Annotated in this window: 27 protein-coding genes; 11 read left to right on the forward strand and 16 right to left on the reverse strand. The window is 72.7% G+C overall.

Annotated features, from left to right (window positions below):
• The 5 genes from ACFYU0_RS33040 to ACFYU0_RS33060 form a co-directional block, all read right to left on the reverse strand.
• Positions 1-2485, reverse strand: a 2485-nt coding sequence (locus tag ACFYU0_RS33040) for an SAV_2336 N-terminal domain-related protein (protein ID WP_389306002.1), incomplete at its 3' end; no start/stop codon positions are given.
• Positions 2486-2492: 7 nt separating this feature from the next.
• Positions 2493-3509, reverse strand: a complete 1017-nt coding sequence (locus ACFYU0_RS33045) for a MoxR family ATPase (protein WP_351662732.1) — start codon at positions 3507-3509, stop codon at positions 2493-2495.
• A 403-nt stretch (positions 3510-3912) separates the two neighbouring features.
• Positions 3913-6330, reverse strand: a complete 2418-nt coding sequence (locus tag ACFYU0_RS33050; protein ID WP_389306004.1) for a trypsin-like peptidase domain-containing protein — start codon at positions 6328-6330, stop codon at positions 3913-3915.
• The gene (locus ACFYU0_RS33055; protein WP_351662729.1) at positions 6327-6737 is read right to left on the reverse strand and encodes a CU044_2847 family protein; all 411 of its coding nucleotides are present in this window, start codon (positions 6735-6737) and stop codon (positions 6327-6329) included. Before ACFYU0_RS33055 ends, ACFYU0_RS33050 begins: the two co-directional genes overlap by 4 nt.
• 127 nt (positions 6738-6864) lie before the next feature.
• On the reverse strand, positions 6865-7044 hold the full coding sequence (locus ACFYU0_RS33060) for a DUF6104 family protein (protein ID WP_003992906.1): 180 nt from the start codon (positions 7042-7044) through the stop codon (positions 6865-6867).
• 143 nt (positions 7045-7187) lie between these two features.
• Here ACFYU0_RS33060 and ACFYU0_RS33065 point away from each other — a divergent pair, with 143 nt between their 5' ends.
• Together ACFYU0_RS33065 and ACFYU0_RS33070 are read left to right on the forward strand one after the other, a co-directional pair.
• Entirely contained in the window at positions 7188-8081 is an 894-nt protein-coding gene (locus tag ACFYU0_RS33065) for a DUF4097 family beta strand repeat-containing protein (protein ID WP_351662726.1), read from the forward strand.
• A 1-nt stretch (position 8082) separates the two neighbouring features.
• Positions 8083-9153 (forward strand): PadR family transcriptional regulator, encoded by a 1071-nt coding sequence (locus tag ACFYU0_RS33070; protein ID WP_351662723.1) that lies wholly within the window; start codon positions 8083-8085, stop codon positions 9151-9153.
• Positions 9154-9226: 73 nt separating this feature from the next.
• Here ACFYU0_RS33070 and ACFYU0_RS33075 read toward each other — a convergent pair whose 3' ends face one another.
• Positions 9227-10192 carry a zinc-binding dehydrogenase gene (locus ACFYU0_RS33075; RefSeq protein WP_351662721.1) on the reverse strand — a complete coding sequence of 322 codons (966 nt, stop codon included), beginning with the start codon at positions 10190-10192 and terminating at the stop codon, positions 9227-9229.
• A gap of 223 nt (positions 10193-10415) precedes the next feature.
• Positions 10416-11636, reverse strand: a complete 1221-nt coding sequence (locus ACFYU0_RS33080; RefSeq protein ID WP_351662718.1) for an NADP-dependent malic enzyme — start codon at positions 11634-11636, stop codon at positions 10416-10418.
• Positions 11637-12203: 567 nt separating this feature from the next.
• On the opposite strand from ACFYU0_RS33080, the gene ACFYU0_RS33085 reads away from it, so the two are divergent.
• From ACFYU0_RS33085 to ACFYU0_RS33095, 3 genes are read left to right on the forward strand one after another with little or no spacing between them, the layout of a single operon-like run.
• Entirely contained in the window at positions 12204-13160 is a 957-nt protein-coding gene (locus tag ACFYU0_RS33085; protein WP_351662715.1) for an ABC transporter substrate-binding protein, read from the forward strand.
• A gap of 37 nt (positions 13161-13197) precedes the next feature.
• Positions 13198-14139 carry an amino acid ABC transporter permease gene (locus tag ACFYU0_RS33090; RefSeq protein ID WP_389306008.1) on the forward strand — a complete coding sequence of 314 codons (942 nt, stop codon included), beginning with the start codon at positions 13198-13200 and terminating at the stop codon, positions 14137-14139.
• A complete protein-coding gene (locus ACFYU0_RS33095; RefSeq protein WP_389306010.1) occupies positions 14136-14939 on the forward strand; it encodes an amino acid ABC transporter ATP-binding protein in 804 nt (267 codons plus the stop codon). Before ACFYU0_RS33090 ends, ACFYU0_RS33095 begins: the two co-directional genes overlap by 4 nt.
• A gap of 313 nt (positions 14940-15252) precedes the next feature.
• Here ACFYU0_RS33095 and ACFYU0_RS33100 read toward each other — a convergent pair whose 3' ends face one another.
• Positions 15253-16017, reverse strand: coding sequence for a class I SAM-dependent methyltransferase (locus ACFYU0_RS33100; RefSeq protein ID WP_351662705.1), 765 nt, complete (start codon positions 16015-16017; stop codon positions 15253-15255).
• Positions 16018-16117: 100 nt separating this feature from the next.
• Here ACFYU0_RS33100 and ACFYU0_RS33105 point away from each other — a divergent pair, with 100 nt between their 5' ends.
• Complete coding sequence (locus ACFYU0_RS33105; protein WP_351662702.1) at positions 16118-16747, forward strand: CGNR zinc finger domain-containing protein; 630 nt, start codon at positions 16118-16120, stop codon at positions 16745-16747.
• Here ACFYU0_RS33105 and sodX read toward each other — a convergent pair.
• Positions 16651-17085: a nickel-type superoxide dismutase maturation protease gene (sodX, locus tag ACFYU0_RS33110; protein WP_351662699.1), complete on the reverse strand. Its 435-nt coding sequence runs from the start codon at positions 17083-17085 to the stop codon at positions 16651-16653. The genes ACFYU0_RS33105 and sodX overlap by 97 nt on opposite strands.
• 144 nt (positions 17086-17229) lie before the next feature.
• On the opposite strand from sodX, the gene sodN reads away from it, so the two are divergent.
• Entirely contained in the window at positions 17230-17625 is a 396-nt protein-coding gene (gene sodN / locus ACFYU0_RS33115; RefSeq protein ID WP_004983535.1) for a superoxide dismutase, Ni, read from the forward strand.
• Positions 17626-17754: 129 nt separating this feature from the next.
• Here sodN and ACFYU0_RS33120 read toward each other — a convergent pair whose 3' ends face one another.
• Entirely contained in the window at positions 17755-18192 is a 438-nt protein-coding gene (locus ACFYU0_RS33120; protein ID WP_351662696.1) for a VOC family protein, read from the reverse strand.
• 47 nt (positions 18193-18239) lie between these two features.
• Positions 18240-18758 carry a GNAT family N-acetyltransferase gene (locus ACFYU0_RS33125; protein WP_351662693.1) on the reverse strand — a complete coding sequence of 173 codons (519 nt, stop codon included), beginning with the start codon at positions 18756-18758 and terminating at the stop codon, positions 18240-18242.
• A gap of 39 nt (positions 18759-18797) precedes the next feature.
• Between ACFYU0_RS33125 and ACFYU0_RS33130 the strand changes: the two genes are divergently transcribed.
• Both ACFYU0_RS33130 and ACFYU0_RS33135 read left to right on the forward strand, forming a co-directional pair.
• On the forward strand, positions 18798-19196 hold the full coding sequence (locus tag ACFYU0_RS33130) for a helix-turn-helix transcriptional regulator (RefSeq protein WP_351662690.1): 399 nt from the start codon (positions 18798-18800) through the stop codon (positions 19194-19196).
• An 80-nt stretch (positions 19197-19276) separates the two neighbouring features.
• On the forward strand, positions 19277-19732 hold the full coding sequence (locus ACFYU0_RS33135; protein WP_389306014.1) for a VOC family protein: 456 nt from the start codon (positions 19277-19279) through the stop codon (positions 19730-19732).
• A gap of 60 nt (positions 19733-19792) precedes the next feature.
• Here the strand turns inward: ACFYU0_RS33135 and ACFYU0_RS33140 are convergent, their stop codons facing one another.
• The 3 genes from ACFYU0_RS33140 to ACFYU0_RS33150 form a co-directional block, all read right to left on the reverse strand.
• A complete protein-coding gene (locus ACFYU0_RS33140) occupies positions 19793-20140 on the reverse strand; it encodes a DUF952 domain-containing protein (RefSeq protein ID WP_351662684.1) in 348 nt (115 codons plus the stop codon).
• A 62-nt stretch (positions 20141-20202) separates the two neighbouring features.
• Positions 20203-20430, reverse strand: a complete 228-nt coding sequence (locus ACFYU0_RS33145; RefSeq protein WP_351662681.1) for a hypothetical protein — start codon at positions 20428-20430, stop codon at positions 20203-20205.
• 26 nt (positions 20431-20456) lie between these two features.
• Positions 20457-21041, reverse strand: coding sequence for a dihydrofolate reductase family protein (locus ACFYU0_RS33150; protein WP_389306016.1), 585 nt, complete (start codon positions 21039-21041; stop codon positions 20457-20459).
• A 144-nt stretch (positions 21042-21185) separates the two neighbouring features.
• Between ACFYU0_RS33150 and ACFYU0_RS33155 the strand changes: the two genes are divergently transcribed.
• Entirely contained in the window at positions 21186-21776 is a 591-nt protein-coding gene (locus ACFYU0_RS33155; protein ID WP_389306018.1) for a TetR/AcrR family transcriptional regulator, read from the forward strand.
• Between the two features lie 202 nt (positions 21777-21978).
• On the opposite strand, the gene ACFYU0_RS33160 is transcribed toward ACFYU0_RS33155, so the two are convergent.
• Both ACFYU0_RS33160 and ACFYU0_RS33165 read right to left on the reverse strand, forming a co-directional pair.
• Positions 21979-23109, reverse strand: a complete 1131-nt coding sequence (locus tag ACFYU0_RS33160) for a family 2 encapsulin nanocompartment cargo protein polyprenyl transferase (RefSeq protein ID WP_389306020.1) — start codon at positions 23107-23109, stop codon at positions 21979-21981.
• Between the two features lie 112 nt (positions 23110-23221).
• Positions 23222-24628 carry a family 2B encapsulin nanocompartment shell protein gene (locus ACFYU0_RS33165; protein ID WP_389306022.1) on the reverse strand — a complete coding sequence of 469 codons (1407 nt, stop codon included), beginning with the start codon at positions 24626-24628 and terminating at the stop codon, positions 23222-23224.
• A 290-nt stretch (positions 24629-24918) separates the two neighbouring features.
• Between ACFYU0_RS33165 and ACFYU0_RS33170 the strand changes: the two genes are divergently transcribed.
• Positions 24919-25509 carry an N-acetylmuramoyl-L-alanine amidase gene (locus ACFYU0_RS33170; RefSeq protein ID WP_351662666.1) on the forward strand — a complete coding sequence of 197 codons (591 nt, stop codon included), beginning with the start codon at positions 24919-24921 and terminating at the stop codon, positions 25507-25509.
• Positions 25510-25517: the final 8 nt, after the last annotated feature.

Raw genomic sequence — 25517 nt, forward strand, 5'->3', positions numbered from 1 at the left:
TGGTGCCCTCATCGGCAGCCGTCGACGCCCGGTGCTGTGCGACGGTCGCGCCGCGAGCCGTACCGTCCGCCTCCGCCCGGGCGGCCGGGGCCACGCCGTCGGCCGTCCCGCCGCCCGTGTCCGTGCCGGGCCGGGCGCCCTCGCCGGCAGCCGTCGGCGCCCGGTGCTGTGCGACGGTCGCGCCGCGAGCCGTATCGTCCGCGTCCGCCCGGGCGGCCGGGACCGTACCGTCGGCCGTCCCCTCCCCCGTCCCGGTGCCGGGCCGGGCGCTCCCGCCGGTGTCGTCCGGGCGCGCGGAGGGGGCCTCGTGCCCGGCGCCCGGCCAGGCCCGTGCCCGTTCGGTCAGGGACGGCCAGGGCGCGGCCGCGGCGTCCAGGACGTCCAGGGCGGCGGCGAGCTGGTCGCCCTCCGCCGTCAGACGCCACAGCTCACGGCGGCAGGAGGCCAGTTCCAGCGCGGCCTCGGCGCGTTCACGGCTGTCGGCGCCGGCCGCCGCGTGCGCCGCGGCGAGTTCGGCCGCCGCCTCGCGCAGCAGCTCGGCGCGGCGCCCCGCCGCACGTGCGGCCGCCGTGCCCGCCTCGGCGCGCAGGACGCGACCGAGGACCAGGTGGGACCGGACGGCGGCGCCGGCGCCCGGGAGGACGGCGTGGGCGGGGGCGGTAGCCGCGCGGGCCTGTTCACGGGCGCGGCGCAGCACCTCCGGGTCGGCCAGGTGGCGCCACTGGTCGAGCAGGCGCTCGGCCTCGGTGAGCGGGTCGGGCGTGACGAGGTCGGGCAGGTAGAAGCGCAGGACGCGGGCCGGGATCCGGGCGAACAGCTCGGCCTCGACGCTGCCGCCGTCCTCGGGGCGGACGCCGTCCGGTGGGACGTGACCGGCGCCGGCGGACGGGTCGTGGTCGGCGAGCCGGGCCGCGGCGAGCGCGGCGAAGTTGCGGGTGCCGCGCCCGAAGTGCCGCTCCACGTACGCCGAGCAGTGCTTGAGAACGAGTCCGGCGGTGTCCTGGTCGAGGGAGGACAGCAGCAGGTTCTGCACCCGGCCCGAGTAGGCGAAGCAGGGCTGGTCACCGGTGCCGGGGAGCTGCCTGAGCAGCCCGCCGAGCAGCACCTCGGCCAGTTCCATGGGCCCGGTGTCGGGCAGCATCGCCCGCTGCACCAGTTGCATCACGGGCAGGGTGAGCGGGGCCGCGGCGAGATAGACGGCGAGCCGTACGGCGCCGGGCGAGGCTCCGGCACGGAAGGCCCGCAGCAACTCGTCGTCGCTGCGCGGCTCGTCGTGGACGCGCGACCGGTCGCCGCCGTACGGATCACCGTCGTCGTACGACGGGCCGTCCTCCCGCGCGGCCGCACCGGCGGGCGCCGGGGCCCTGCCCGGGTCGGTGAACGCCGCCCAGGCCCGCTCGCTCACCGGACCGCTGCCGCCGAGCAGCCGGGCGAAGGCCTCGAAGGCCTCCGGGGTGGGCTGCAGCACCGGCACCGGCCGGGCGCCCGGCGCGGGTTCCTCCCACGGCTCGTCGTCGGGTTCGAAGGAAAGCTTCCCGGCCACCCCGTAGGGGCGGACCAGCAGGCCCGGCTCGGCGGGCAGCTCGGTACGGCCCCACAGGCGGGGCGGCAGCGGCTGGACGACGGCCAGCGGGGCGGTGCGCGGCCACTGGTGCAGCAGCCGCTGCGCGCTGCCGTTCTGCCACAGCGGGCCCACGCAGTCGCTGATGACGAAGGTGAGCCGGCGGCCGGTGGGATCGTGCAGTTCGTCGGCCGGGCGCAGCCGGGTGTGCCGTCCGGGACCGGTGGTCGTACCGACGAGGAGGGCGCCGGAGTCGTCGGCGTACAGCTGGTGGACGCGGACCGAGGCGAAGGCGCCGGACTGCTGGCAGGCCTGCCTTAGTTCCTCGACCAGTTGCCCCCAGACGGCCATGTTGGGTCCGGTGTCCATGAGCAGCTGGACGTCGCAGCGCCGGCGGCGGCCGGGCCGGGTGACCGGGAGCAGGATGCCGCTGGCGGCGGCGCGCTCGGCGGTGGCCTCCTCGTCGATCCGCTCGTCACGGGGCGGGGCGGCGGCGACCTGGTAGCGGCCGAGGGCGCGCAGCGCCTTCTCCAGGCCGAGCAGCCCGGGCAGGGCGCCCGCGGCGGGCGCCCGGACCGGGAAGGCGGTGGGCGCGCCGGCGTTCCCGTGCGGGCGCGCCGGGAGGCCGGGGGTGAGCAGCGGTACCGGGGCTGCGGGGGCGTCCGCCCGGGTCCGGGGCGGTTCGGCGGCCGGCGTCTGCGTGCCGGCGTCGGCGTCGGCGTCGGCGTCGACGGGAGCTGCGTCCGGACCGGCGGCGGGCGGGTCCACCGGGCCGGGGCCGGGCTGCCGCGCGGGCGCGTCGCGGGGCGGCGCCGCGCCGAGCCGCCGGGCCAGCCAGACCGCGTCGGCCACGTCTTCCGCGGTGAGGTCGAGCCCGCCCTGGCGCAGCTTGCCGATCAGCTCGTCCAGGCGCATCCCGGGCATCCGTCCCTCACCTCGTACGGTCGAGCGGCTGCATGAGCATCTCGGCGATCCGCTCCCGGGTGAGGCTCTGCGCGCGCGGGTCGTGGCGGGTGAGGAAGAGGGCGTTGAGGAGCTGGTCGGCGGCGAGCACCTCGCCGGGTTCGCGCTCCAGGAACCTGCGGATGAGATCGGCCCCGCCGGCCACACCCTCCGTGCCGAGGTGCGCCTCGACCATCGCGGTGAGCTGCTCCTCGCCGGGCGGGTCCAGCTCGAGCTGGACGCAGCGCCGCAGCAGCGGGGCGGGGAAGTCGCGTTCGCCGTTGGAGGTCAGGACGATCACCGGGAAGGCGGTGCAGGCGATACGGCCGCCGTGCACGGCGACCCGGCCGCCGTCGTGGGTCAGCACCTCGACGACGGGTTCGCGGTCGGCCAGCCGCTCCAGCTCGGGGATGGAGAACTCGCCCTCCTCCAGGGTGTTGAGCAGGTCGTTGGGCAGGTCGAGGTCGCTCTTGTCGAGTTCGTCGATGAGCAGTACGCGGGGCTGCTCGGCGGGCAGCAGGGCGGTGCCGAGCGGGCCGAGCCGGATGTAGGAGCCGATGCCGGGCGCGGCCGTGCCGCCCTCGCCGCCGCGGGCCCGCTCGAGCTGCACGTCCTGGAGGCGGCCTATGGCGTCGTACCGGTACAGCCCGTCCTGGAGACCGGTGCGGCTGACGATGGGCCAGCGCAGCACCTTGCCGAGACCGAGTTCATGGGCGATGGCGTACGCCAGGGTCGACTTGCCCGTGCCCGGGTTGCCGGTGACCAGGAGCGGCCGGCGCAGGTACAGGGCCGCGTTGACCGCGTCCACCTCGGCCGGCCGGGGCGCGTAGCTCTCCACCAGGCGGCGGCGGACGCCGAGCCGGCGGGCGCTGCTGGGGTCCTCGGGGCCGGCCTCCGCGTCGTCGCCCCGGGCGGACGTGAAGTCGCGCCAGGGCGGCGGGGGCGGCAACCGCCGCATGCCGTCGTGCGGCTGACCCACTCCGCAGTAGATCCGCCAGTCGTTCACCTTGGGCTCCTCCCAAATCCGGTGATCATGCAGCGGGCCCGGCCATGCGCGCTACGAGGCTACCGTCAGGCGGCCGTGTCTGCCGAGGTTCGAGCGGCCCGGCGTTCACTTCCGGACCTTCGAACAGCCGTGTTGCGTACGGGGTTTGACGGGATGTCCGGGCGCGCCGGGCGGATCCGCCGTGGGGTGGCGACCGGACCGGCGGGCGGCCGGGGCGGGCGGGGACGGCGGCAGGGCCGGGGCCGGGCCGGCCGTGGGACCGGCCGGCCATCCGCGGGCGTCCGCCGGGCCTGTCCGGCGGGACCCTCCGCCGCGCTGTCCGGCGGGGCGGTCCGCCTGGCTCTCCGGCGGAACTCTTCGCCTGGCGCTCCGGCGGATCCGTCCGCCTGGCACACGCCATGCGTCAGCCGTCCGGAGCGGCCAGCGGGGGCGGGCGCATCGTCCCGGCGGATCGTGGCGGGCGGTCCGGCGGATCGTAGAGGAGGGCCAGTTTCCCGCGCAGGCCCTGCGCCCCGGCAGCGTCGGGGTCGTACAGCCGGATGCGCAGCTCGCGCACCGGTTCGTGCAGGCCGTCGGCGTGCCGGGCGGCGCCCACCACATGGGCGGCCTGCTCGTGGAAGTCCTTGCATTCGTCGTGGTCGTGCCGGTCCCGGCGCCACAGCACCACCGGGTGGCCCGCCGTCAGCGCGTCCCTCATCGCCGCCTGCCCCTCCCCGCTCGCCACGGGACCGCAGTAGACCGGGACGCAGGTGTCGTCCAGCGCCGTCAGGGTGCCGTAGTACGGGTAGCGGCTCCCCGAGCGGGGCATGGCGGCGTGGCCGTCGGCCGGGGCGCGGCCGTGCAGCGGCTCGTGCGTGAGCGGTCCGCGGGCCACCGCCCGCCAGCGCCTGCGCCACTCCGGGGAGGGCGGGCGCTCGTTGCGCCGCAGGTCCCGGATGACGACGGTCCGGCGCATGCCGAGGGGCATGGACCGCTCGTCCACGAAGTCGTCGTCCTCCTCGTCGTCCCGGCCCTCGTCCCCCGGCGCGCCGGGGTGGTCGGGCAGCAACTGCCACTCGTCCACCGGCAGGTCGAACAGCTTGCGGGGGAGGAAGACCTCGATCCCGGCGAGGTGCTCGCCCTGGTCGCCGAGGTCCAGCGCGCGGCCCAGCGGCGCGCGCAGCACCGCCGCGAGTTCGCCGACGGGCACCCCCCGGTCGTCGGACGCGACCGGGGTGACGTCGAGGCCGTCGTGGACCAGTTCCACGCTCCAGGGATGCAGCCCGCCGTACATGGACGCGCCGACCCTGACGAGGACGTCGGTACGGCCGGTGGCCACCGCCTCGGCCGGCGTGGCCCCCACCCCGTGGGCCTCGGGGGCGACCCGGGGGTCGGGGACGAACGGAAGGTCCGGCGGGGCCGGGGGCTCGGGTATGGACGGGAGCACGGGCGCGGGCGGGGCCTGGAGTCCGGAAACGAGGGGAGGGACGGTCACGGGGGCGGGGGGCGCGGCCGTGGCGGCGGCCGTAGTGGCGGCTGCGGCGGGCACGGGGGTGCTCGTGGGGGTGCGGCCGGCGCCCGGCCCCGTACCCGTCACCCCTCCGGCCGCTCCACCCGCCGCCGCGTTCGCTCCTCCGTCCGGCCACCGGCCGTCGACACCGTCCAGCAGTCCCCGGATGGCCCCGCTCACCGCCCAGTGCCGGTGCCTCCCGGCCTGCGCGCCGAGCCATTCGGTGAACGCGCGCAGCAGGGCCGGGTCGGTCTCACCGGGGCGCTCCCGCACGGTCCTGCGCACCACCTCCGCCGCGTACAGCAGGACGGCGTCGAGGTCGACCAGCGTCCCGCCGCCCTCCTCGTCCAGGGTGCGCAGTCCGTACAGCAGGGCCGCGCCCTCGCGCCAGGTCCGCACGTTCCGCGGCACCAGCGAGCGCAGCCGTTCGCCCCGCACCCGCTCCTTGACCTGCTCCACGAGGTGGACGATCTCGCCCGCCCCGGCGGGCGGCGGCAGCTCGGCGAGGTGGCCGTAGAGCCGCGCCCGGAGTTCGGCGGTGATCCCGGAGACGGGCGGCGCGAGCGCGGGCAGCGTGGCCTGGAGCATGGTCCAGTTCGGGTACGGCGACGGGTCGTCCAGGAGCCGGAGATGGTGCCGATCGTGCGCGCGCAGCACGTCGCGCAGGACGCCGGCCGTGTCGCGCCGGTCCAGCAGCTCGTGCAGCGCGGTGACCGGGACGGCGACGCCCTCCTCCCGGCGGCGGCCCTTGATGACGCCGACGACGGAGCCGTGCCGCAGGTCGAGCACGGGTCCGCCGGACAGTCCGCCGATCGGCAGGCTGCCGCCGAGCAGCAGTGCGCGGGCGTCGGAACCCGCGAGTTCGCCGGTGCCGTGCCGGACGCCCAGCTCGCCGGTCTGCAGGGACCAGCCGTACAGCCCGAGCGGGGCGCGGGCGCCGGGTTCCCGGTCGCCCAGCCAGAGGCACCGCACGTCGTCCGCGCCGTCGACCCGGACGAGCGCCAGGTCGGGGAACGGCCAGGGGTCGCGGAGCGACTCCGGTTCCTCGGGCCGGGGCGCCAGGAGCACCGCGGTCCCGGTGCCCGAGCGTTCCTGCCAGGCGTCGGCGGCGGCGGGTTCGGTGGAGCGTTCCTGCCAGGTCACGCGTAAGGCGCTCGCCCCTCGGCACACCGCGGCTCCCCCCTTCCCCACGACGTGGGCACAGGTCAACAGCCAGCCCGGGGCGATGAAGAACCCCGATCCCCAGTACGGGTCACGGTCCGTTGCATACCCGTCACCCGCTGCGCCGATGCGCGCGAGGGAGGGGCGCACCATCTCGTCGAAGGCGCTCATGCCGAGCCGGGGGCCGGCGGGCGCGGGGCGGTGTCCCCGCCGCCGGGCGCCGCGGGATCCGCGCCGCCCGCCGCTGTCGCGGGTTCGGTCCAGGTCAGGGACACCGTCAGGGAGGACGTGCCGCCGCCCTGCGCGATGGCGCTCACGATCCGGCCGGCCTGCGCCGTCAGTTCAATGCCGAAGCTGACGGACACCTCGACCGCCGCGGGCGTGTCCAGACCGGCGCGCAAGGAGCGCACGACGCCGCCCACCGTGCCGGCCAGCCCGCCCGCCATGTCGACGACCCGGTCGCCGAGGCTCGTGTCCCAGTAACCGCCCTCGTCGGGCGCGTCCTCGCCGCGCCCGCCGATCCTGGCCCAGACGACCGTTCCGTCGTCGAGCCGTACGCGTTCGACTCCTCCACCCATGACGCCCCCGTTCACCGAATGGAGAAGAAGGCTAACTCCGGTGACAGGTGAGGGGGAGGGGCAACGGACGACAAGGGCCGTTCATCACCCTCGCCGCTCTCGGCGCCGGATCGCCGGCGTCGCCGGGTTACTCGTCGTCCTCGTCGTCGAGCCGGGCGAGCCAGGTCGCGAGCCGCTCGACGGGCACCTCGAAGTCCGGGTTGAGGTCGACGAACGTGCGCAACTGCTCGGCGAGCCACTCGAAGGTGACCTCTTCCTCGCCGCGCCGCTTCTCGAGCTCCTCGATCCCGCGGTCGGTGAAGTACATGGACTGCCTCTCCTGCCTGTCCGCCCAGCCCTGTGGGCGCACCTACAGCCTATGCAGAGACGCCTTGACTTTCCCCATCCACGATATATCGTGTTTCTCAGAAGACGCGATATGGCGTGTCCGTGTCCGGCCAAGGAGGCCTCATGTCCGAGTGGTCCATCGCCGACCCCCAGAAACTGACCTTCGACACCCCGGTACGCGACCTGCACGTCCGCATCGTCAACGGAACGGTGAACGTCGTCGGCACGGACGAAGGTTCCGCGCGCCTGGAGGTCACGGACATCGAGGGTCCACCCCTGATCGTCACCCACCAGGGCGGCACGCTCACCGTCGCCTACGACGACCTGCCGTGGAAGGGCTTCCTCAAGTGGCTCGACCGCAAGGGCTGGCGCCGCAGCGCGGTCGTCTCCCTCGCGGTGCCGGCCGACACCCGCGTGGAGGTGGGCGTGGTCGGCGCGGGCGCGGTCGTCTCCGGGACGAGCGGCCCCTCGGTGATCAAGGGCGTCACCGGTGACACCACCCTCGTCGGCCTCTCCGGCCAGGTCCGCGCCGACACCGTGTCCGGCAACCTGGAGGCCCAGGCCGTCACGGGCGATCTGCGGTTCAACTCCGTCTCGGGCGACCTGACCGTGGTCGAGGGCTCGGGCCCCTCCGTCCGGGCCGACTCGGTCAGCGGCTCCATGATCATCGACCTGGACCCGGACGGGCCCACCGACGTCCGCCTGACCAGCGTCTCCGGCGAGATCGCGATCCGCCTGCCGCACCCGGCGGACGCGGAGGTGGAGGCCAACACCGCGAGCGGCACGATCTCCAACGCCTTCGACGGACTGCGCGTGCACGGCCAGTGGGGCGCCCACAAGATCACCGGCCGGCTCGGCGCGGGCAACGGCAAGCTCAGGGCGACGACGGTATCGGGCTCCATCGCGCTGCTGCGCCGCCCGCCGGGCGAGGACGAGCCCGACACCCCCCGCGAGGCCGGCGCCGGCTCCCCGGCCGGCGGCACGACCGACGGCACGACCGACAAGAAGGTGCTCTGACATGCCCCCCGTCTTCGCCCACGGCCGTCTGCGCCTGTACCTGCTCAAGCTGCTCGACGAGGCCCCGCGCCACGGCTACGAGGTGATCAGACTCCTCGAGGAGCGCTTCCAGGGCCTGTACGCCCCCTCGGCGGGCACGGTCTACCCCCGTCTGGCCAAGCTGGAGGCCGAGGGCCTGGTCACGCACACCACGGAGGGCGGCCGCAAGGTCTACGCCATCACCGACGCCGGCCGCGCCGAACTCGCCGACCGCAGCGGCGAGCTGGCCGACCTGGAGCTGGAGATCCGCGAGTCCGTGGCGGAGCTCGCCGCCGAGATCAAGGCCGACGTGCGCGGCGCGGCAGGCGATCTGCGGCGCGAGATGCGCGCCGCCGCCTCCGAGGCCCGCCGGGGCTCCGGGCGGACCGGCGGCGAGACGGGCCCCCTCGGGGACAGCGGCGACCTCGGCGACAAGGAGGCCTGGCGGGCCGCCAAGGAGGAGATGCGCCGGGTCAAGCAGGAGTGGAAGGAGCAGGCCCGCCGCGCCAAGGACGAGAGCCGCCGGGCCCGCGAGGAGGCCCAGCGGGCCCGCCACCAGGCCCAGGAGGCGCAGGCGCGGGCGCGGGCCCAGGCGCAGGAGGAGATGCAGCGCATCGCCCACCGGGTCCAGGAGCGCGTGCAGGACCACTTCACCCGTGGCGACTGGCCGACCGGGGTACGCGAGGGGCTGACCGAACTCGCCAAGGAGTTCGGCGAGTTCGGGAAGGAGTACGGCAAGGAGTTCGGCAAGGACCGGGGCTTCGGCCGGACCGCGGAAGGGGCGGGCGCCACCCCGCGCAAGTCGGCCCCCGCGCCGGAGTACTCCACGCCCCCGGAGGACTTCCCGGCGGAGTACGAACCGTCCTGGGCGCACGAGGCCCCCACCGGCGAACCGGCCCGCGACCTGGACCGCCTGCTGGACCGCTTCCGCGACGACATCCGCGACGCGGCCCGGGACCACGGCGTCACCGCCGACCAGCTCCAGGACGCCCGCGGGCACCTGTCCGCGGCGGCGGCCCACATCGGCGCGATACTGCGCCGCCCGAGGGTCTGACCCGCGGGCGGCCGGGGCCCGCACGGCGGCGTGGCCCCGGCCCTCCCCCGGGCCACGCCGCCGGCGGGCTCGATCACTCGTTGGTCAGGACGATCTTGCCGAACTGCTCGCCGGATGCCAGCCGTTCGAAACCCTCACGGGCCCGGTCCAGCGGCAGGATCTCGTCGATGACGGGGCGTACGCCGGTGGCGGCGCAGAAGGAGAGCAGGTCCTCCAGCTCGTCCTTGGTGCCCATGGTGGAGCCGACGACCTTCAGCTCGAGGAAGAAGATCCGGGTCAGCTCGGCGTGCGAGGGACGGTCACCGCTGGTGGCGCCGGAGATCACGAGCGTGCCCCCGGGCCGCAGGGACTTCACCGAGTGGGACCAGGTGGCGGCGCCCACGGTCTCGATGACGGCGTCCACGCGCTGCGGCAGCCGGGCTCCCGACTCCACCGCCTCGACCGCGCCGAGTTCCAGTGCGCGCTTGCGCTTGGCCTCGTCCCGGCTGGTCGCGAAGACCCGCAGGCCGGCCGCCTTGCCCAGCACGATCGCGGCGGTGGCGACACCGCCGCCCGCGCCCTGCACGAGGACCGAGTCACCGGGGCGGACCCCGGCGTTGGTGAACAGCATCCGGTAGGCCGTCAGCCAGGCCGTCGGCAGACACGCGGCCTCGGCGAAGGACAGTTCCTTCGGCTTGGGCAGGACGTTCCAGGTCGGCACCGCCACCTGCTCGGCGAACGTGCCCTGGTAGCGCTCGGTGAGGATGGAGCGGGGCTCCTTGGGACCGACCCCGTGGCCGCTCTGGCCGATGACGGAGTGCAGGACGACCTCGTTGCCGTCCTCGTCGATCCCGGCGGCGTCACAGCCGAGGATCATCGGCAGCTTGTCCTCGGCCAGGCCCACACCGCGCAGGGACCAGAGGTCGTGGTGGTTGAGGGAGGCGGCGCGGACGTTCACGGTGCTCCAGCCGGGCCGGGCCTCGGGGGCCGGACGCTCCCCCAACTCGAGTCCGGTGAGCGGCTGGTCGCGGTCGATTCGGGCGGCGTAGGCAGCGAACATGGGCTCGACGATAGGTGCGCCGTGCAGCCGGCGGAACCGCGGGGGGCTGTGACACATGCCCTCTTGCGCAAGGGCACCCGACCGGCGCAGCCCGGCCCGGCATGCCTCCGGGGCACCGCTCCGTCCCGCGGGCCGGTCGGGCAGGCAGTCGATCGGGCAGTCGGGCGGGCGTGCAAAAGGGAATGGCCCCGCCCGAAACGGGCGGGGCCATTCCGGCGCGACGTCAGCGTCGGGCCACGCCCTCGGCCCGGGCGGCGGCCGCCACCGCCGCCGTCACCGCGGGGGCGACCCGCTCGTCGAACGGCGAGGGGATGACGTAGTCGGCGGCGAGGTCGTCGCCCACGACGGCGGCCAGCGCCTCGGCGGCGGCGATCTTCATACCCTCGGTGATCCGCGAGGCCCGCACCTGCAGCGCGCCCGCGAAGATCCCGGGGAAGGCCAGCACGTTGTTGATCTGGTTCGGGAAGTCGGAGCGCCCCGTCGCGACGACCGCCGCGTACTTGTGCGCCACCTCCGGGTGCACCTCCGGGTTCGGGTTGGCCATCGCGAACACGAAGGCGCCCTCGGCCATGGAGGCGACGGCCGCCTCCGCGACCGTGCCGCCGGAGACGCCGATGAAGACGTCCGCGCCCGCGAGGGCGTCCTCCAGCGACCCGGTGATGCCGGCCTTGTTGGTGAAGGAGGCCACCTCGCGCTTGACCGGCGTCAGGTCCTCCCGGCCGGCCGACACGACGCCCTTGCGGTCCGCCACGGCCACGTCCCCGATGCCGGCCTCGATCAGCATCTTGGCGATGGCGACACCGGCCGCGCCGGCGCCCGAGATGACCGCCCGGAGCTGTCCGATCTCGCGCCCGCTCAACCGGGCCGCGTTCCGCAGCGCCGCGAGCGTCACGACGGCCGTGCCGTGCTGGTCGTCGTGGAAGACCGGGATGTCCAGGCGCTCCTGCAGCCGGCGCTCGATCTCGAAGCACCGGGGCGCCGAGATGTCCTCCAGGTTCACTCCGCCGAAGGAGGGAGCGAGCCGGACCACGGTCTCGACGATGTCGTCGACGTCCGTGCAGTCGAGCGCGATGGGCACCGCGTCGACCCCGCCGAACTGCTTGAACAGGATGGCCTTGCCCTCCATCACGGGGAGGGAGGCCTCGGGTCCGATGTCCCCGAGTCCCAGCACGGCCGTGCCGTCGGTCACGACGGCGACCACCGAGGACTTCCATGTGTAGTCGTTGACCAGGTCCGGCTGCTCCGCGATCGCGGTGCACACGCGCGCGACGCCGGGCGTGTACGCGAGGGACAGGTCGTCCTTGTCGCGGACCGGAACGGTGGCCTGCACGGCCATCTTGCCGCCGCGATGGAGCGCGAACGCGGGATCGAAGGAATCGAGGGGCTCGGCCCCGTCCTGATCCGTTGTGTTGTCGCTGCGAGGATTGACGATCTCCGCTGCCACTTTGTCTTACCCCTTAGGTATGCATGGTTTGAGGGTCGACCACTCCTGGTGAGGGGTGGGCGGGCACCGCGCAGGCCCGGTTGCCGATACGTACGGGCGGCTGCGCGACGGGCGCGCCGCACACGCGCCCTGAGCCCCGGATGAGGGGTGTAAAGAACCTTCTTACCGGACGGACGGCGCTGACGACGAGTCCATTAGGTGCAAGGTCACATCTGGGAACCAGAAAGCCACACAGGGGTGACACGGGGCTGACAGGACGCTCACGCCCCTGGCAAGGGCCCTGCAGGATGGGAAAAACCACCGTCTTGGCCGACCACATCGTGAGACGGGTAGAAGTTCTTGCGGCCAGAGGGCGGGATCTCCGCAGATGATCCGGGGTGCGGGGCCGGGGAGGGCCCGTCCTGACGTGATGGGGGGATCGCCCGTTATCCGATTTTGACATTGCGACTCCACTGAATGGGCTAACCCGAATGGCAAGATGCCGTAAACCCACGAGGTCGCGACACCCGAAGGTGTGTGTTTCCGTCGACCCATCGGCACCTCTCTCCACCCGCCGGAGGAACCACCATGACCGCAAGCTCCACCCGTCGTACTCCCGCCCGCGCCCGGACTGCAGCGGTCGGTGCGATCGCGGTCGCCGGCGCCCTGATCCTCACCGGCTGCGGTGACCAGACCAAGGACAGCGGCAACGACTCCGGCAGCTCGGCCGCCGGCAGCGCGCCGCTGGCCGGCAAGCTGCCCAAGGACATCCGCAGCAGCGGCGTTGTCAGAGTCGGGTCGGACATCGCGTACGCCCCGGTCGAGTACAAGGACAATTCCGGCGCAGTCGTCGGCCTCGACCCCGACCTGGCGGCGGCCCTGGGCAAGCAGCTCGGGGTGAAGTTCCAGTTCGAGAACGGCACCTTCGACGGCCTGCTGACCGGTCTGCGCTCGGACCGCTACGACATCGCGATGTCGGCGATGACGGACAACAAGAACCGTCAGGAGGGTGTCGACCCCGACACCGGCAAGAAGGTTGGCGAGGGCGTCGACTTCGTGGACTACCTGACCGCCGGTGTCTCCATCTACACCCGCAAGGGCGACACCAAGGGCATCACCACCTGGGACGACCTCTGCGGCAAGAAGCTCGCCGTGCAGCGCGGCACCACTTCGGAGGACCTGGCCAAGGAGCAGGCCAAGAAATGTCCGAGCGGCAAGAAGCTCGCGATCGAGGCCTTCGACGACAACCAGCAGGCCCAGACCCGGCTGCGCTCGGGCGGCGCGGACGCCGTGTCCGCCGACTTCCCGGTCGCCGCGTACGCGGTGAAGACCTCCGGCGGCGGCAAGGACTTCGAGGTCGTCGGCGAGCAGGTCGAGGCCGCGCCCTACGGCATCGCCGTGGCCAAGAAGGACACCCAGCTCCGGGACGCCCTGCAGGCCGCGATGGACGCCGTCATCAAGAGCGGCGAGTACGGCAAGATCCTGGAGAAGTGGGGCGCGCAGGACGGCGCCGTCAAGCAGTCCGTGATCAACGGCGGCAAGTGACCCGCGGACCCGAAGCGGCCACTGAGAGGCAACACCCGTGACTGACATCGACAAGTCGGCGGCCGGGGAACAGCGCACTCCCCCGGCCGGCCCGGAGGCCATCAAGGCGATCCCGGTCCGGCACTACGGACGGTACGTCACCGCCGTCATCGCCATCGCGATCCTCGTCGCGATCATCTACGCGTTCAGCCAGGGCCAGATCAACTGGCACGCAGTTCCGGACTACTTCTTCGACGACCGGATCATGAGGGGTGTCGGCAAGACCCTTCTGCTGACGGTCCTGTCGATGCTGATCGGCATCGTGGGCGGCATCGTCCTCGCGGTGATGCGGCTGTCGAAGAACCCGGTGACCTCGTCGATCGCCTGGTTCTACATCTGGTTCTTCCGCGGCACCCCGGTCCTGGTCCAGCTGTTCCTCTGGTTCAACCTGGGCCTGGTCTTCGAGTACATCAACCTGATGCCGTTCTACAAGGACTACTGGTCGAACTTCATGACGCCGCTGCTGACGGCGCTGCTCGGCCTGGGTCTGAACGAGGCGGCGTACATGGCGGAGATCTGCCGGGCCGGCCTGCTCGCGGTGGACGAGGGCCAGACCGAGGCGGCGCACGCCCTCGGCATGAGCCACAGCAAGACGCTGCGGCGGATCATCATCCCGCAGGCGATGCGTGTGATCGTGCCGCCGACGGGCAACGAAGTGATCAACATGCTGAAGACGACCTCGCTCGTGGCGGCCGTCCAGTATCCGGAGTTGTTCCGCTTCGCCCAGGACATCGGCCAGAACTCCGGCGCCCCGGTGGAGATGTACTTCCTGGCCGCGGCCTGGTACCTGATCATGACCTCGGTGCTGAGCGTGGGCCAGTACTACATCGAGCGCTACTACGCACGCGGCTCAAGCCGCCAGCTGCCGCCGACCCCGTGGCAGAAGGTGCGGGCGAACGTGCTGTCGCTGGGCAGCCCGAGGGGAGCGGTGGGCGCATGACCGACAAGCTGAGCAAGAGTGACGCCGTTCCCACGGGCACGGCCGCGATGGTCAAGGCGGAGGGCGTCCACAAGTCCTTTGGCCACGTCCAGGTGCTCAAGGGCATCGATCTGGAGGTCAAACAGGGTGAGGTGTTCTGCCTCATCGGCCCCTCCGGCTCCGGCAAGTCGACCTTTCTGAGGTGCATCAACCACCTCGAGAAGATCAACGCCGGCCGTCTCTACGTGGACGGCGATCTGGTCGGCTACCGCCAGAAGGGCGAGAAGCTGTACGAGCTGAAGGACAGCGAGGTCGCGCTGAAGCGCCGGGACATCGGCATGGTCTTCCAGCGCTTCAACCTGTTCCCGCACATGACAGCGGCGGAGAACGTCATCGAGGCGCCGGTCCAGGTCAAGGGCGTCGGCAAAGCCCGGGCCAAGGAGCGCGCGATGCAGCTCCTGGAGCGGGTGGGCCTCGCCGACAAGGCCGGGAACTACCCCTCGCAGCTCTCCGGTGGCCAGCAGCAGCGGGTAGCGATCGCCCGGGCGCTGGCGATGGACCCGAAGCTGATGCTGTTCGACGAGCCGACCTCGGCGCTGGACCCGGAGCTGGTCGGTGACGTCCTGGACGTCATGCGCGACCTCGCTGAGTCCGGCATGACGATGGTCGTCGTCACGCACGAAATGGGCTTCGCCCGCGAGGTGGGCGACAGTCTGGTGTTCATGGACGGAGGCGTGGTGGTCGAATCCGGCCATCCCCGCGACGTCCTGACCGATCCCCAGCACGAGCGGACCCAGTCGTTCCTGTCCAAGGTGCTCTGAGAGAGTTCCTACGGCGGGGTGCGTTCACCGGGACAGGTGAGCGCACCCCGCCGTTGCACTGCACTTCTGTGAGGCTGGCAGAAACCGCGCACACAAAGCTCAGATCTTCCTCAGAGCATGACAGTTTTGATGGTGCTCCTACCGCAACGAGGGCGGCGCTGACCGAGGGCGAGGCCGTCAGGGTCGGCCTCCTCACAATCGCAGTGCTACGGCGGAACATCGATACGGTGGCCGCCGTAGCACTGTTTTCACACGAGGACACCAGGACCGATCGCAGGGCATTCACCCCATCACCTGCGAGCATCGTCCCCACCTACTTCACCGCGAGCAGCAGCGTGTCCGAGGGCGAGCACCACACCGGCCGGGCCTCCTCGAAGCCCTTCTCGCGCAGGGCGCGCGCGTGCCACGCCGGGGACGGCATGTCGCCGTCGGCGTGCTCGCCGTAGATCTCGAAGCGGCGGGCCGTCGGTTCGGCCAGGACCGGGTCCTCCGCGGCCACCCGCCACCACTCGGCCCAGTCCAGCGCGCCGTCCCGCTTGGCCTGATCCATGCGGGCGTGCCGCTGGGCGCGTTCGGCCGCGTTGATCCTCGGGGTGCTCTCGTCGATCATGTGGTCCGCGTTCATGAACACACCGCCGGCGCGCACCAGCTCGGCGAGCCGTCCGTAGAGTGCCGCGAGGGGTTCGCTGTGCAGCCAGTGCAGGGCGGTGGCGGTCAGCACCGCGTCGTAGGAGCCGAACGGCAGCCGTGCCGGCCAGTCGGGGTCCTTGAGGTCGGCGGTGACGAAGGAGACGCGGTCGTCGCCCTCGAAGGTGCCGCGGGCGATGGCCAGCAGGGCCGGGTCGAGGTCGACCCCGGTGCTGGTCGCGTCGGGGAAGCGGGCCAGCAGCCGGGCGGTGATGGTGCCGGTGCCGCAGGCGAGGTCGAGCACGCGCGGCGCGGTGCCGACGAGCGCCTCGACCATGTCGAGCATGATCCGGAACCGCTCCTCGCGGTCCGGCATGTACCACTCCTGCTGCCGGTCCCAGCTCTTCTGCCAGGCGGTCCAGTCGGTTCCGGTGCCGGTACTGGTGGTCATGGAAGCCCCGTCTCCTCACGCACGCGTAATACCCTGGAAGCACGACCGGCTGTTACCCGACCGCAGACATGACCATAGAGCGCCTCCGTAAGGACTACAAGTGGAACTGGCCTATTACTCGGATTACGCCGTACGCCTCGTCAACAGCGAGGAGCCGGTCCGGGGCAAGGACTCCCTGACGTCGGTCGAGGCCGTCCGCGACCTCTTCGGCGCCAACGCCTCGGCGGCCCGCCGCACCACGGACGCCGACGTCACCCGCTTCCGCTCGGTGCGGTCCCGGCTGCGCTCGGTCTTCGAGGCGGCCGACGAGGGCGACGAGACCCTCGCGGTCGACCTCCTCAACTCACTGCTGCTGGAGTTCCCGGTCAGTCCGCAGATCTCCGGTCACGACCACCGCGACGAGGACGGCCGCCCGCTGTGGCACATGCACCTGGCCGACCACCCCTCCAACGCCACCGCCGGCTACGCGGCCATCGCCGCGATGGGCCTGGCCTTCCACCTGACCGAGTACGGCGTCGACCGGCTGGGCCTGTGCCAGGCGGCCCCCTGCCGCAACGCCTACCTCGACACGTCCACCAACCGCTCCCGGCGCTACTGCTCCGACCGCTGCGCGACCCGCGCCAACGTGGCCGCCTACCGGGCCCGCAAGCGCCTGGAGGCCGACCGGTCGGTGAGCAGCGGCCTCGCCGCGGAGAACGCCCAGCGCACGAGCGCCAGCGGCGAACGCTGACCGGGCCGCAGCGGCCGGTAGCGCAGCCGCGCCCTGCCCAGGACCAGCTCGTCGGGCACCACCCCGTAGTCGGTGCTGTCGCCGCCCGCGTAGGGGTTGTCCCCGAGCACCCACCAGCCGCCCTCGCGCCGCTCCACGGCGCGCTTGACGACGAGCAGGTCCTGCTGGAAGGGGTGCCGCAGCACCACGACGTCCCCCGGCCGGACCGCCGCACCGTACTGCAGCAGGAGCCGGTCGCCATGGTGCAGCGTGGGCACCATGGAGGGACCCGTCACCTCGGCGAGCCCGAAGGGCGCCCCGGATCTCCCCCGCTCGCTCTCCTGCGACAGCTCCGGCATCCCGGCACCTCCCCGGTCCGTTCCTCCACCAGTCCCAGTGTGACCCCGGACTTTTGTCCTAAGCCCTAGGGGGCACTCACGAAAACAGGTCCCACAGGGAGTAATGTCGCACCTGAGAAGACGATCACGAGGAAGGAATGCTCCATGCTTTCCCGCCTGTTTGCCCCCAAGGTCAAGGTCAGCGCGCACTGCGACCTGCCCTGCGGCGTGTACGACCCGGCCCAGGCCCGCATCGAGGCGGAGTCGGTGAAGGCCGTCCAGGAGAAGATGGCCGGCAATGACGACCCGCACTTCCAGGCGCGTGCCACCGTCATCAAGGAGCAGCGCGCCGAGCTGGCGAAGCACCACGTCTCCGTGCTGTGGAGCGACTACTTCAAGCCCCCGCACTTCGAGAAGTACCCGGAGCTGCACCAGCTGGTCAACGACACCCTGAAGGCCCTCTCGGCCGCCAAGGCGTCCACCGACCCGGCGACGGGCCAGAAGGCGCTGGACTACATCGCGCAGATCGACAAGATCTTCTGGGAGACCAAGAAGGCCTGATCTCACGATCACGCCCTGTGACCCGTTTTTCCAGGTCGCCAGGTCCGCCTCCCCGCACCCGGATCGTCGGCACGCCCTCCTGGGCGTCCTGACGGTCCGGGTGCGGTATTTTCGCGCCCTCGTCGCGCTTCAGGGCGCCGGTGGCGGATCCTCGCCGAACACCCAGGGGGCCAGCACGACCTGCCAGCCGTCCGGGTCCTGGAAGAGGACGCCGCCGCGTTCGGTCCAGTAGGGGTTCGCGGCGGGGACCGGGCCGTACCCGTGGCCGGCCAGCCGGCGGACGGCGACGGAGACGGCCTCGGGGCCGCGCAGGTAGAGCACCAGCTGGTTCTCGGGGTGCGGCTCGGGGATGCGGGGCGGATCGCCGTGCTGGAGGAGTTCCATGTGCACCGGGGCGCCGGGCAGGCCGAGGACGATCCCGTCGTAGCCCGCGTGACCGCGCCACTGCGCGAGCACGGGCAGGCCGAGGACGTCGCGGTAGAAGACCACGACGTCCTCGAAGTGCGCGGTCGGCCGGGCGAACCGGACCGCTCCGACGTCGAGGTGACCGGGCCAGGAATGCGTCATGGGACGAGGCTGGCACGCACCGGCGGAAACCGGATCGGGCCGCGGACCTACAGCGGGAGACCGATGCCGCCGGGCGGGCGCACCATGAACACGTCGACCGGGTCCTCGGCCTCCATGACGAAGCCGTGGCGCTCGTAGAGCCTGCGGGCGGCGCTGCCCCGCAGCACGTTCAGGGCGACGGCCGTCCCCTGTGCGTCGGCGCGCTCCAGCACGGCGCGCAGGACGGCGGAGCCCAGCCCCCGGCCCTGGTGGCGCGGGGCGAGGTAGAAGTGCTCCAGCCACTGCCTGTCCCCGGCGTCCGGCCGGACCGTGAGGCATCCGGCGAACTCGCCGCCGCTCAGGACCACCGAGGTGTACCGGGTGGAGAAGGCGTCCCGCAGCCGCTGGCGGACCCGGTGCTCGTCGTAGCGTCCGAGGCGTTCCAGGTCCGGGCGCATCACCTCGGCCCGCAGCTCGGCGATCGTCTCGACGTCCTCGGCCGTCGCGGGCCGCGTCGACCAGTCCGCGGGGCGGGCCCGCCCGGCCGTGTCCGTGCGCCGCCCGCCCGTCGCCGTCCCCGTGTCCATGGCTGGAGTATCGCAGCCGCGCCGTGCCAAGCTGTCGGGGTGGATCTGGAGGACCTGGTACGGCTGCGGCGGGTGCGCGACCGCATGGACCGCGAGTACGCCGAGCCGCTCGACATGACGGAGCTGGCCCGCGGCGCCCACATGTCGCCCGGGCACTTCCAGCGCAGCTTCCGCAAGGCGTACGGGGAGACGCCGTACAGCTATCTGATGACCCGCCGGGTGGAGCGGGCCAAGGCCCTGCTGCGGCGCGGCGATCTGACGGTGACCGAGGTGTGCTTCGCCGTCGGCTGCACCTCCCTCGGCTCCTTCAGTTCCCGGTTCACCGAGCTGGTCGGCCAGACGCCGAGCGCCTACCGGGCCGGCTCGCACGAGGAGAGCGCGGTGATCCCGTCCTGCGTGGCGCGCTCGTTCACGCGCCCGCGCCGCCGGCCGTACTGAACGGCGCCGGCCCTCACTCCGGCGATCGGTTCGGCCGGGACTTCCGCGCGCGGCGGCCCGGCTGGGCCTAGCGTGAGGCCATGGACCTGAAACTCAAGCAGTGCTTCATCGCCGTGGACGACCATGACAAGGCGCTCCACTTCTACTGCGACGTGCTCGGCATGGAGGTCCGCAACGACGTGGGCTTCGAGGGGATGCGGTGGGTCACCGTGGGCTCGCCGTTGCAGCCGGACGTGGAGATCGTGCTGGAGCCGCCGGGCGCCAGCCCGGACATCTCGGCGGCCGACAAGCAGGCGATCGCCGAACTGCTCGCCAAGGGGCTGCTGCGCGGGGTCATCTTCACCACCGCCGACTGCGACGCGCTGTACGAGCGGGTCCGGGAGGCCGGCGGCGACGTGCTGCAGGAACCGACGGACCAGCCGTACGGGGTGCGGGACTGCGCGTTCCGGGACCCGGCCGGGAACATGCTGCGGTTCCTCCAGCGACCCGCCGGCCCGCCCCCCGGGCGCTGGCCCGTGGACCCGGAGGCGGGCTGAGGCGCCCCGCGTCCGCCACGGTCGCCGGACCGCGCCCGGCGTCCGCCGGGGTGAGCCCGGTCAGCGGGAGTCCGGCCGGCCCCAGGGCTCGACGTCCACCACGGCGCCGACCGGGACGGGCCCGTACACGTGCGGGAACTCCTCGCCGTTCGGCGGCATGGCCTCGTACCTCACCGGCACGCCGAGCAGGGCCGGGTCCACGACCAGCACGACCAGCTCGTCGGGGCCCTCGTACTCGCCGTACAGGAAGGCCGCGATGCGCGGGAGCTGCTCGCGGGTGGAGAAGTGGACGAACCCCTCCTCCTCGAGGGTGCGGCCGCGGGTGGACATCTCGTAGGCGCCGCGGGCGCGGGCCTCGTCCCACAGTGCGCGTTCGGTGATGTGGACGATGTGCGGGAGCTTCGGCATGCGGCCACGCTACGGCCCCCGCCGGGCCGCGCGCACCGGGGAAAGGCGGCCGCTGCGCGGGTTCACGTCCGGCGCGCGGCGTCCCCACCGGACGGCGGGCCCTCCGCCCCGGTGTCCGGGGCGGCCGGTACGTCGGCGGTCCCGGTGTGCTCCGCGCGGGACGCGCAGCCCGGGTTGCGGCAGGGGCCGGGGCCCCACTTCGGCACCCACGCGCCCAGCGTCTTGTACCGGCTGACGACCGTTTCGACGGCCTGCCCGCAGACGGGACAGACACTGCTCTCGCTGCCCATGTCCTCAGGGTAGGGCGGCCGTGGGCTCAGCGCTCCCTGCGGTACGTCCGCACGATCACGCCGTTGCCGAAGGTCCGGACCGAATCGAGGGCGAACTGCGTGATCCGCGCCCCGGTGCCGAACATCGGCATACCGGTGCCGTAGATGATCGGGTAGCTCTTGACGACGAGTTCGTCGATCTCGTCGACCAGGGCGCCGGCGAGCCGCGAGCCCCCGCACAGGTAGATGTCCAGGCCGCTCTGCTCCGCCTTGAGCTCGCGCACGCGGCCGACCACGTCGTCGGCGACGATCTCGACGTTCGGATCGGGCGAGGCGCCGAGGGTGCGCGAGGCGACGAACTCCCGCATGTGCGCATAGGGGCTGGTGATGCCCTCCTTCAGCGCCAGGTCATAGCTGTGGCGGCCCTGGATGACGGTGTCGAACCGCCGGTTCTCCAGGTGGTCGAGACCGAGCTGGGCCCGGGCATGACTGGCCAGGGTCTCCGGGAACTCCGTCCGGAGGAAATCGAGGTACTCCTCGTCGAGGAAGCGGAACATCGCCGAGGCGTCACCCTGTTCGTCGCCGATGAAGCCGTCGAGCGAGCAGGCGACGAAGTACGTGAGCTTTCGCAAGCGGGTCTCTTTTCGTAGGCTGCGCAGCGGCGGGATGACCACTGCGCTTGTAGTGCTCCATTTGTAGTACTCCAGTCGTAGTGGTTGCAAGAGACTTCCGGGACGGAATCCCGTCCGGGGTCAACTGAGAGAAGGGGCTCCGCAATGGCGGGCAATCCGGAGCGGCGTGCGGCGCTGGTGGACGCCGGCATCGCCGTACTGGCCAGGGAGGGCGCGCGCGGGCTGACGTTCCGCGCGGTGGACGCTGAGGCCGGCGTGCCCACGGGCACCGCCTCCAACTACTTCGCCAGCCGTGACGACCTGCTCCGCCAGATCGACGCCCGGCTGCACGTGCGGCTCGCGCCCGACCCGAAGGTGCTGGAGGCGCTGCTGTCGCAGCGCCGCGACCGCGCCCTGGTCACCGCCTTCATGCGGGACCTCATGGACCGCGCGGTCCGTGACCGCACCGGCTACCTGGCCCTGTTCGAGATGCGTCTGGAGGCCACTCGCCGCCCGGAACTGCGGGCCTCCTTCACCGCGTCGGTGCGCGGCGACCTTGAGCAGGGCATGGAGTTCCACCGCGCGGCCGGGCTCCCCGGCGGTGACGAGACCGTCGCCGTGCTCTACCTCGCGATGCTCGGCCTCCTCCTCGAACACCTCACCCTCCCCGGCGTCCTGGACGGAGCCCTGGAGGGCGTGACGGTGCCGGAGGGCCTGGTCGACCGCATCGTGAGGACGGTCGTACCGGAGGCGTGAACCGGGGGCGCGACCCCCTCCGGCTGTTCACCCGCCGGCGGGCAGGCTGGCAGCGCGACCTGACGGACGAGCGACGGGACCCGCGCACGGTGGGGGTGCGCGGGTCCCGCCCGAGCCGGAGCCCCGGTGACCGTGCGGGGTCAGGAGCCGCACGGTCCCGGTGGCCCCGGGGTCCTCGGCCGGCCGCCGGACGGCGGCCGGTTCAGCTGCTGCGCCGGGTCACGAACTCGGCCAGGGCCAGCAGTCCGCCCGCCCTCTCCGGCGCGGGGACGGCACGGGCCAGCTCCTGCACCGCCCGGGCCATCCGGTCGGCCGCCTCGGCCTGCGCCCAGTCCCGGCCGCCGGCCCGTTCGACCGCCAGGGCCGTACGCGCGATCTCCCCGCCGTCCCCGTCCTCTCCCTCGGCGTACGGTCTGCCGTACAGCGCGGCGAGTTCGGCGCCCGCCGGGGTGCCGGAGGTCAGCGCCGCCACCACCGGCAGGGACTTCTTGCGGGCGGCGAGATCCGCACCGGCCGGCTTGCCGGTGCGCAGCGGGTCGCCCCATATGCCGATCACGTCGTCGATGAGCTGGAAGGCGAGCCCGGCCTGGCGCCCGAAGCCGTCCAGCGCCGCCGCCTCCTCCTTCCCGGCGCCCGCGTACAGCGCACCGAGCGCACAGGCGCAGCCCAGCAGCGCGCCGGTCTTCGCCTCGGCCATGGCGAGCACCTCGTCCAGGGTCACCTCCCCTGGAGCGCGCCGCTCCAGTGCCGTGTCGGTGTGCTGCCCGGCGCACAGCTCGACGACGCAGTCGGCGAGCCGGGCGACAGCCGGCCCGGAGGCCGGGTGCGGGTCCGCGGCGAGCAGCCGCAGGGCCAGTGCCTGCAGCGCGTCACCGGCGAGGATCGCGTCGGCGTCGCCGAACACGGTCCAGGCCGTGGGCCGGTGTCTTCGGGTGGCGTCCCGGTCCATCACGTCGTCGTGCAACAGCGTGAAGTTGTGGACCAGTTCGACCGCCACGGCCGCCCGGACGGCCGCCGTCCTCGCTGCCGGGCCGCCGAGCGCCGCGGCGGCGGCGAGGACGAGCGCCGGCCTGATGGCCTTGCCCGCGTTGCCGGCCGCCGCGGTGCCGTCCGCGTGCTCCCACCCGAAGTGGTAGCGGGCGATCCGGCGCATCGAACCCGGCAACGAGTCGACCGCCGCGCGCAGCTCCGGGTCCACGAGGGCCCGGGTGCGCTCCAGCAGCTCCGTCGCCTCCTGCCCGTCCGGCGGGCCGGCCGCGGCGCCGCCGGTGGACTCGCGCGGCTCACGCGGTCCGGGTGCGCGCTGTCTGGTCTCCGTCATGAAATCGGCCATGGCTCCCCCTCGCGATGCCCGCGGACGGCGGCGCTCGCGCCCCCGCTGAACGCGTACCCCGGAGATGTACCCGCCCCGGAGGGCGGGGACACGGCGGGGCGGTGCGCGGAGGTCACCTCCACCGGCCGATCTCGACGTTCTCCAGCACGCCGAGCGCGTCGGGCACCAGGACGGCGGCCGAGTAGTACGCCGTCACCAGGTATTTGATTACCGCCTGTTCGTTGATGCCCATGAACCGGACGGACAGGCTCGGCTCGATCTCGTCCGGGATGCCGGACTGCCTCAGCCCGACGACACCCTGGTCGGCCTCGCCGGTACGCATGGCGATGATCGAGGTCGTGCGCTCCGCGGTGACGGGGATCTTGCTGCACGGGTAGATCGGTACCCCGCGCCAGGTGGGGATGCGGTTGCCGCCGATGTCGATGGTCTCCGGGACCAGGCCGCGCTTGTTCAGCTCACGCCCGAACGCGGCGATCGCGCGCGGGTGGGCGAGGAACAGCTTGGTGCCCCGCCGGCGGCTGAGCAGCTCGTCCATGTCGTCCGGGCCGGGTACGCCGTCGTGCGGCTGGATCCGCTGGTCGTACTCGCAGTTGTGCAGGAGCCCGAACTCCCGGTTGTTGACCAGCTCGTGCTCCTGGCGCTCCTTGAGCGCCTCGACGGTCAGCCGCAGCTGCTGCTCGGTCTGGTTCATCGGCTGGTTGTACAGGTCGGCCACGCGCGAGTGGATGCGCAGCACGGTCTGGGCGATGCTGAGTTCGTACTCGCGCGGCCGGGCCTCGTAGTCGACGAAGGTGTGCGGGATGTCCGGCTCGCCGCTGTGGCCGGCCGCCAGCTCGACCTCCTTCTCGCCGTACTTGTTGGTCCGCTGCGCCGGGATGGAGCGCAGCCGCCGCAGGTGCTCGCGCAGCGAGTCGGAGCGCTCGGCGACCTGCTCGAAGTCCTCCCGGCCGAGGACCAGCACCGTGCACGCGGTGTCCGCGCGGGCGGTGTACTCCCAGATGGAGTCCGGGTCCAGCAGCGCCGCCTCGCCGAAGTAGGCACCGTCGGCGAGGACGCCGAGGACCGCGTCGTCGCCGTAGGGGCCCGAGCCGATCTTCTCGACCCTGCCGTGGGCCAGCAGGTAGACCTTCTCGGTCCGCGCGCCGAAGGAGGCGATGACCTCTCCGGGCGCGAAGTTGCGCTGGCGGCAGCGCCGCGCCAGCTCGGTGAGGACCTCGTCGTCCTCGTACGACCGCAGCGCCGGCAGCTCGCCGAGTTCGGCCGGGACGACCTCCACCTGGTCCCCGGTCTTCACGAAGGTGATGCGGCCGTCGCCCACCGCGTACGTCAGCCGCCGGTTCACCCGGTACGTGCCGCCCTGGACGTCCACCCAGGGCAGTGTGCGCAGCAGCCAGCGGGAGCTGATCTCCTGCATCTGCGGAACGGACTTGGTGGTGGTGGCCAGGTTCCGCGCTGCCGCCGTGCCGAGAGACTGCTGCGGCTTGCCCTGCTCCGTGCGGACCTCTTCGCCTACCGACATATGGGAATGCCCTCTCATGTATGCCCGGCGCCGAGTCGCACACCGGTCTCACGAGCAAGGTTCCACTACGTAACGTGGCCGTGCCATTACCCGAAAGAGCGGGAATGGATCATCGCACTACTGGGCAGAAAGTGGGATCTTGTCCGACGTCGCCCCGGATGCGCCGCCTGTCCGGATCGGCTCGCACAGTGTGCGAACGAGGTAGTCCGGGACGTCCGGTTTCGGTAGAAGCAGCTTGACGAGTGGGCCGCGACCGGCGGCCGACCGCGCACAGCACGAAGGAGGCGGCCATGGCCCCACCCATGTCCGCGAGCGGATTTCTGGCCGCGTTGCGAGCGGAGGGCGCGACCGTCGTCGAGGTCGGCGACTGGGAGCACCACAACCGCAACCACAAGGGCCCCTGGGGCCCGGTCCACGGCGTGATGGTCCACCACACGGTGACCCGGGGCAGCGCCCGCACCGTCGAACTCTGCCGCGACGGGCACGCGGCCCTGCCCGGCCCGTTGTGCCACGGCGTCATCACCAAGGACGGCAGGATCCACCTGGTCGGCTACGGCCGCGCCAACCACGCCGGGCTCGGTGACGACGAGGTGCTGCGGGCCGTGATCGCGGAGAAACGGCTGCCGCCGGACAACGAGGCGAACACGGACGGCAACCGGCACTTCTACGGCTTCGAGTGCGAGAACATGGGCGACGGCGACGACCCGTGGCCCGAGGCTCAGCTGGACGCGATCGCACGGGCCGCCGCGGCCGTGTGCCGCCACCACGGGTGGACGGAACGCTCGGTGATCGGCCACCTGGAATGGCAGCCGGGCAAGGTGGACCCGCGCGGCTTCTCGATGGCGTGGCTGCGGGAACGGGTACGCGATCGCCTGAAGTGACAGCCGTC

It is taken from the genome of Streptomyces sp. NPDC003720, from assembly GCF_042875075.1.
GTDB lineage: Bacteria > Actinomycetota > Actinomycetes > Streptomycetales > Streptomycetaceae > Streptomyces.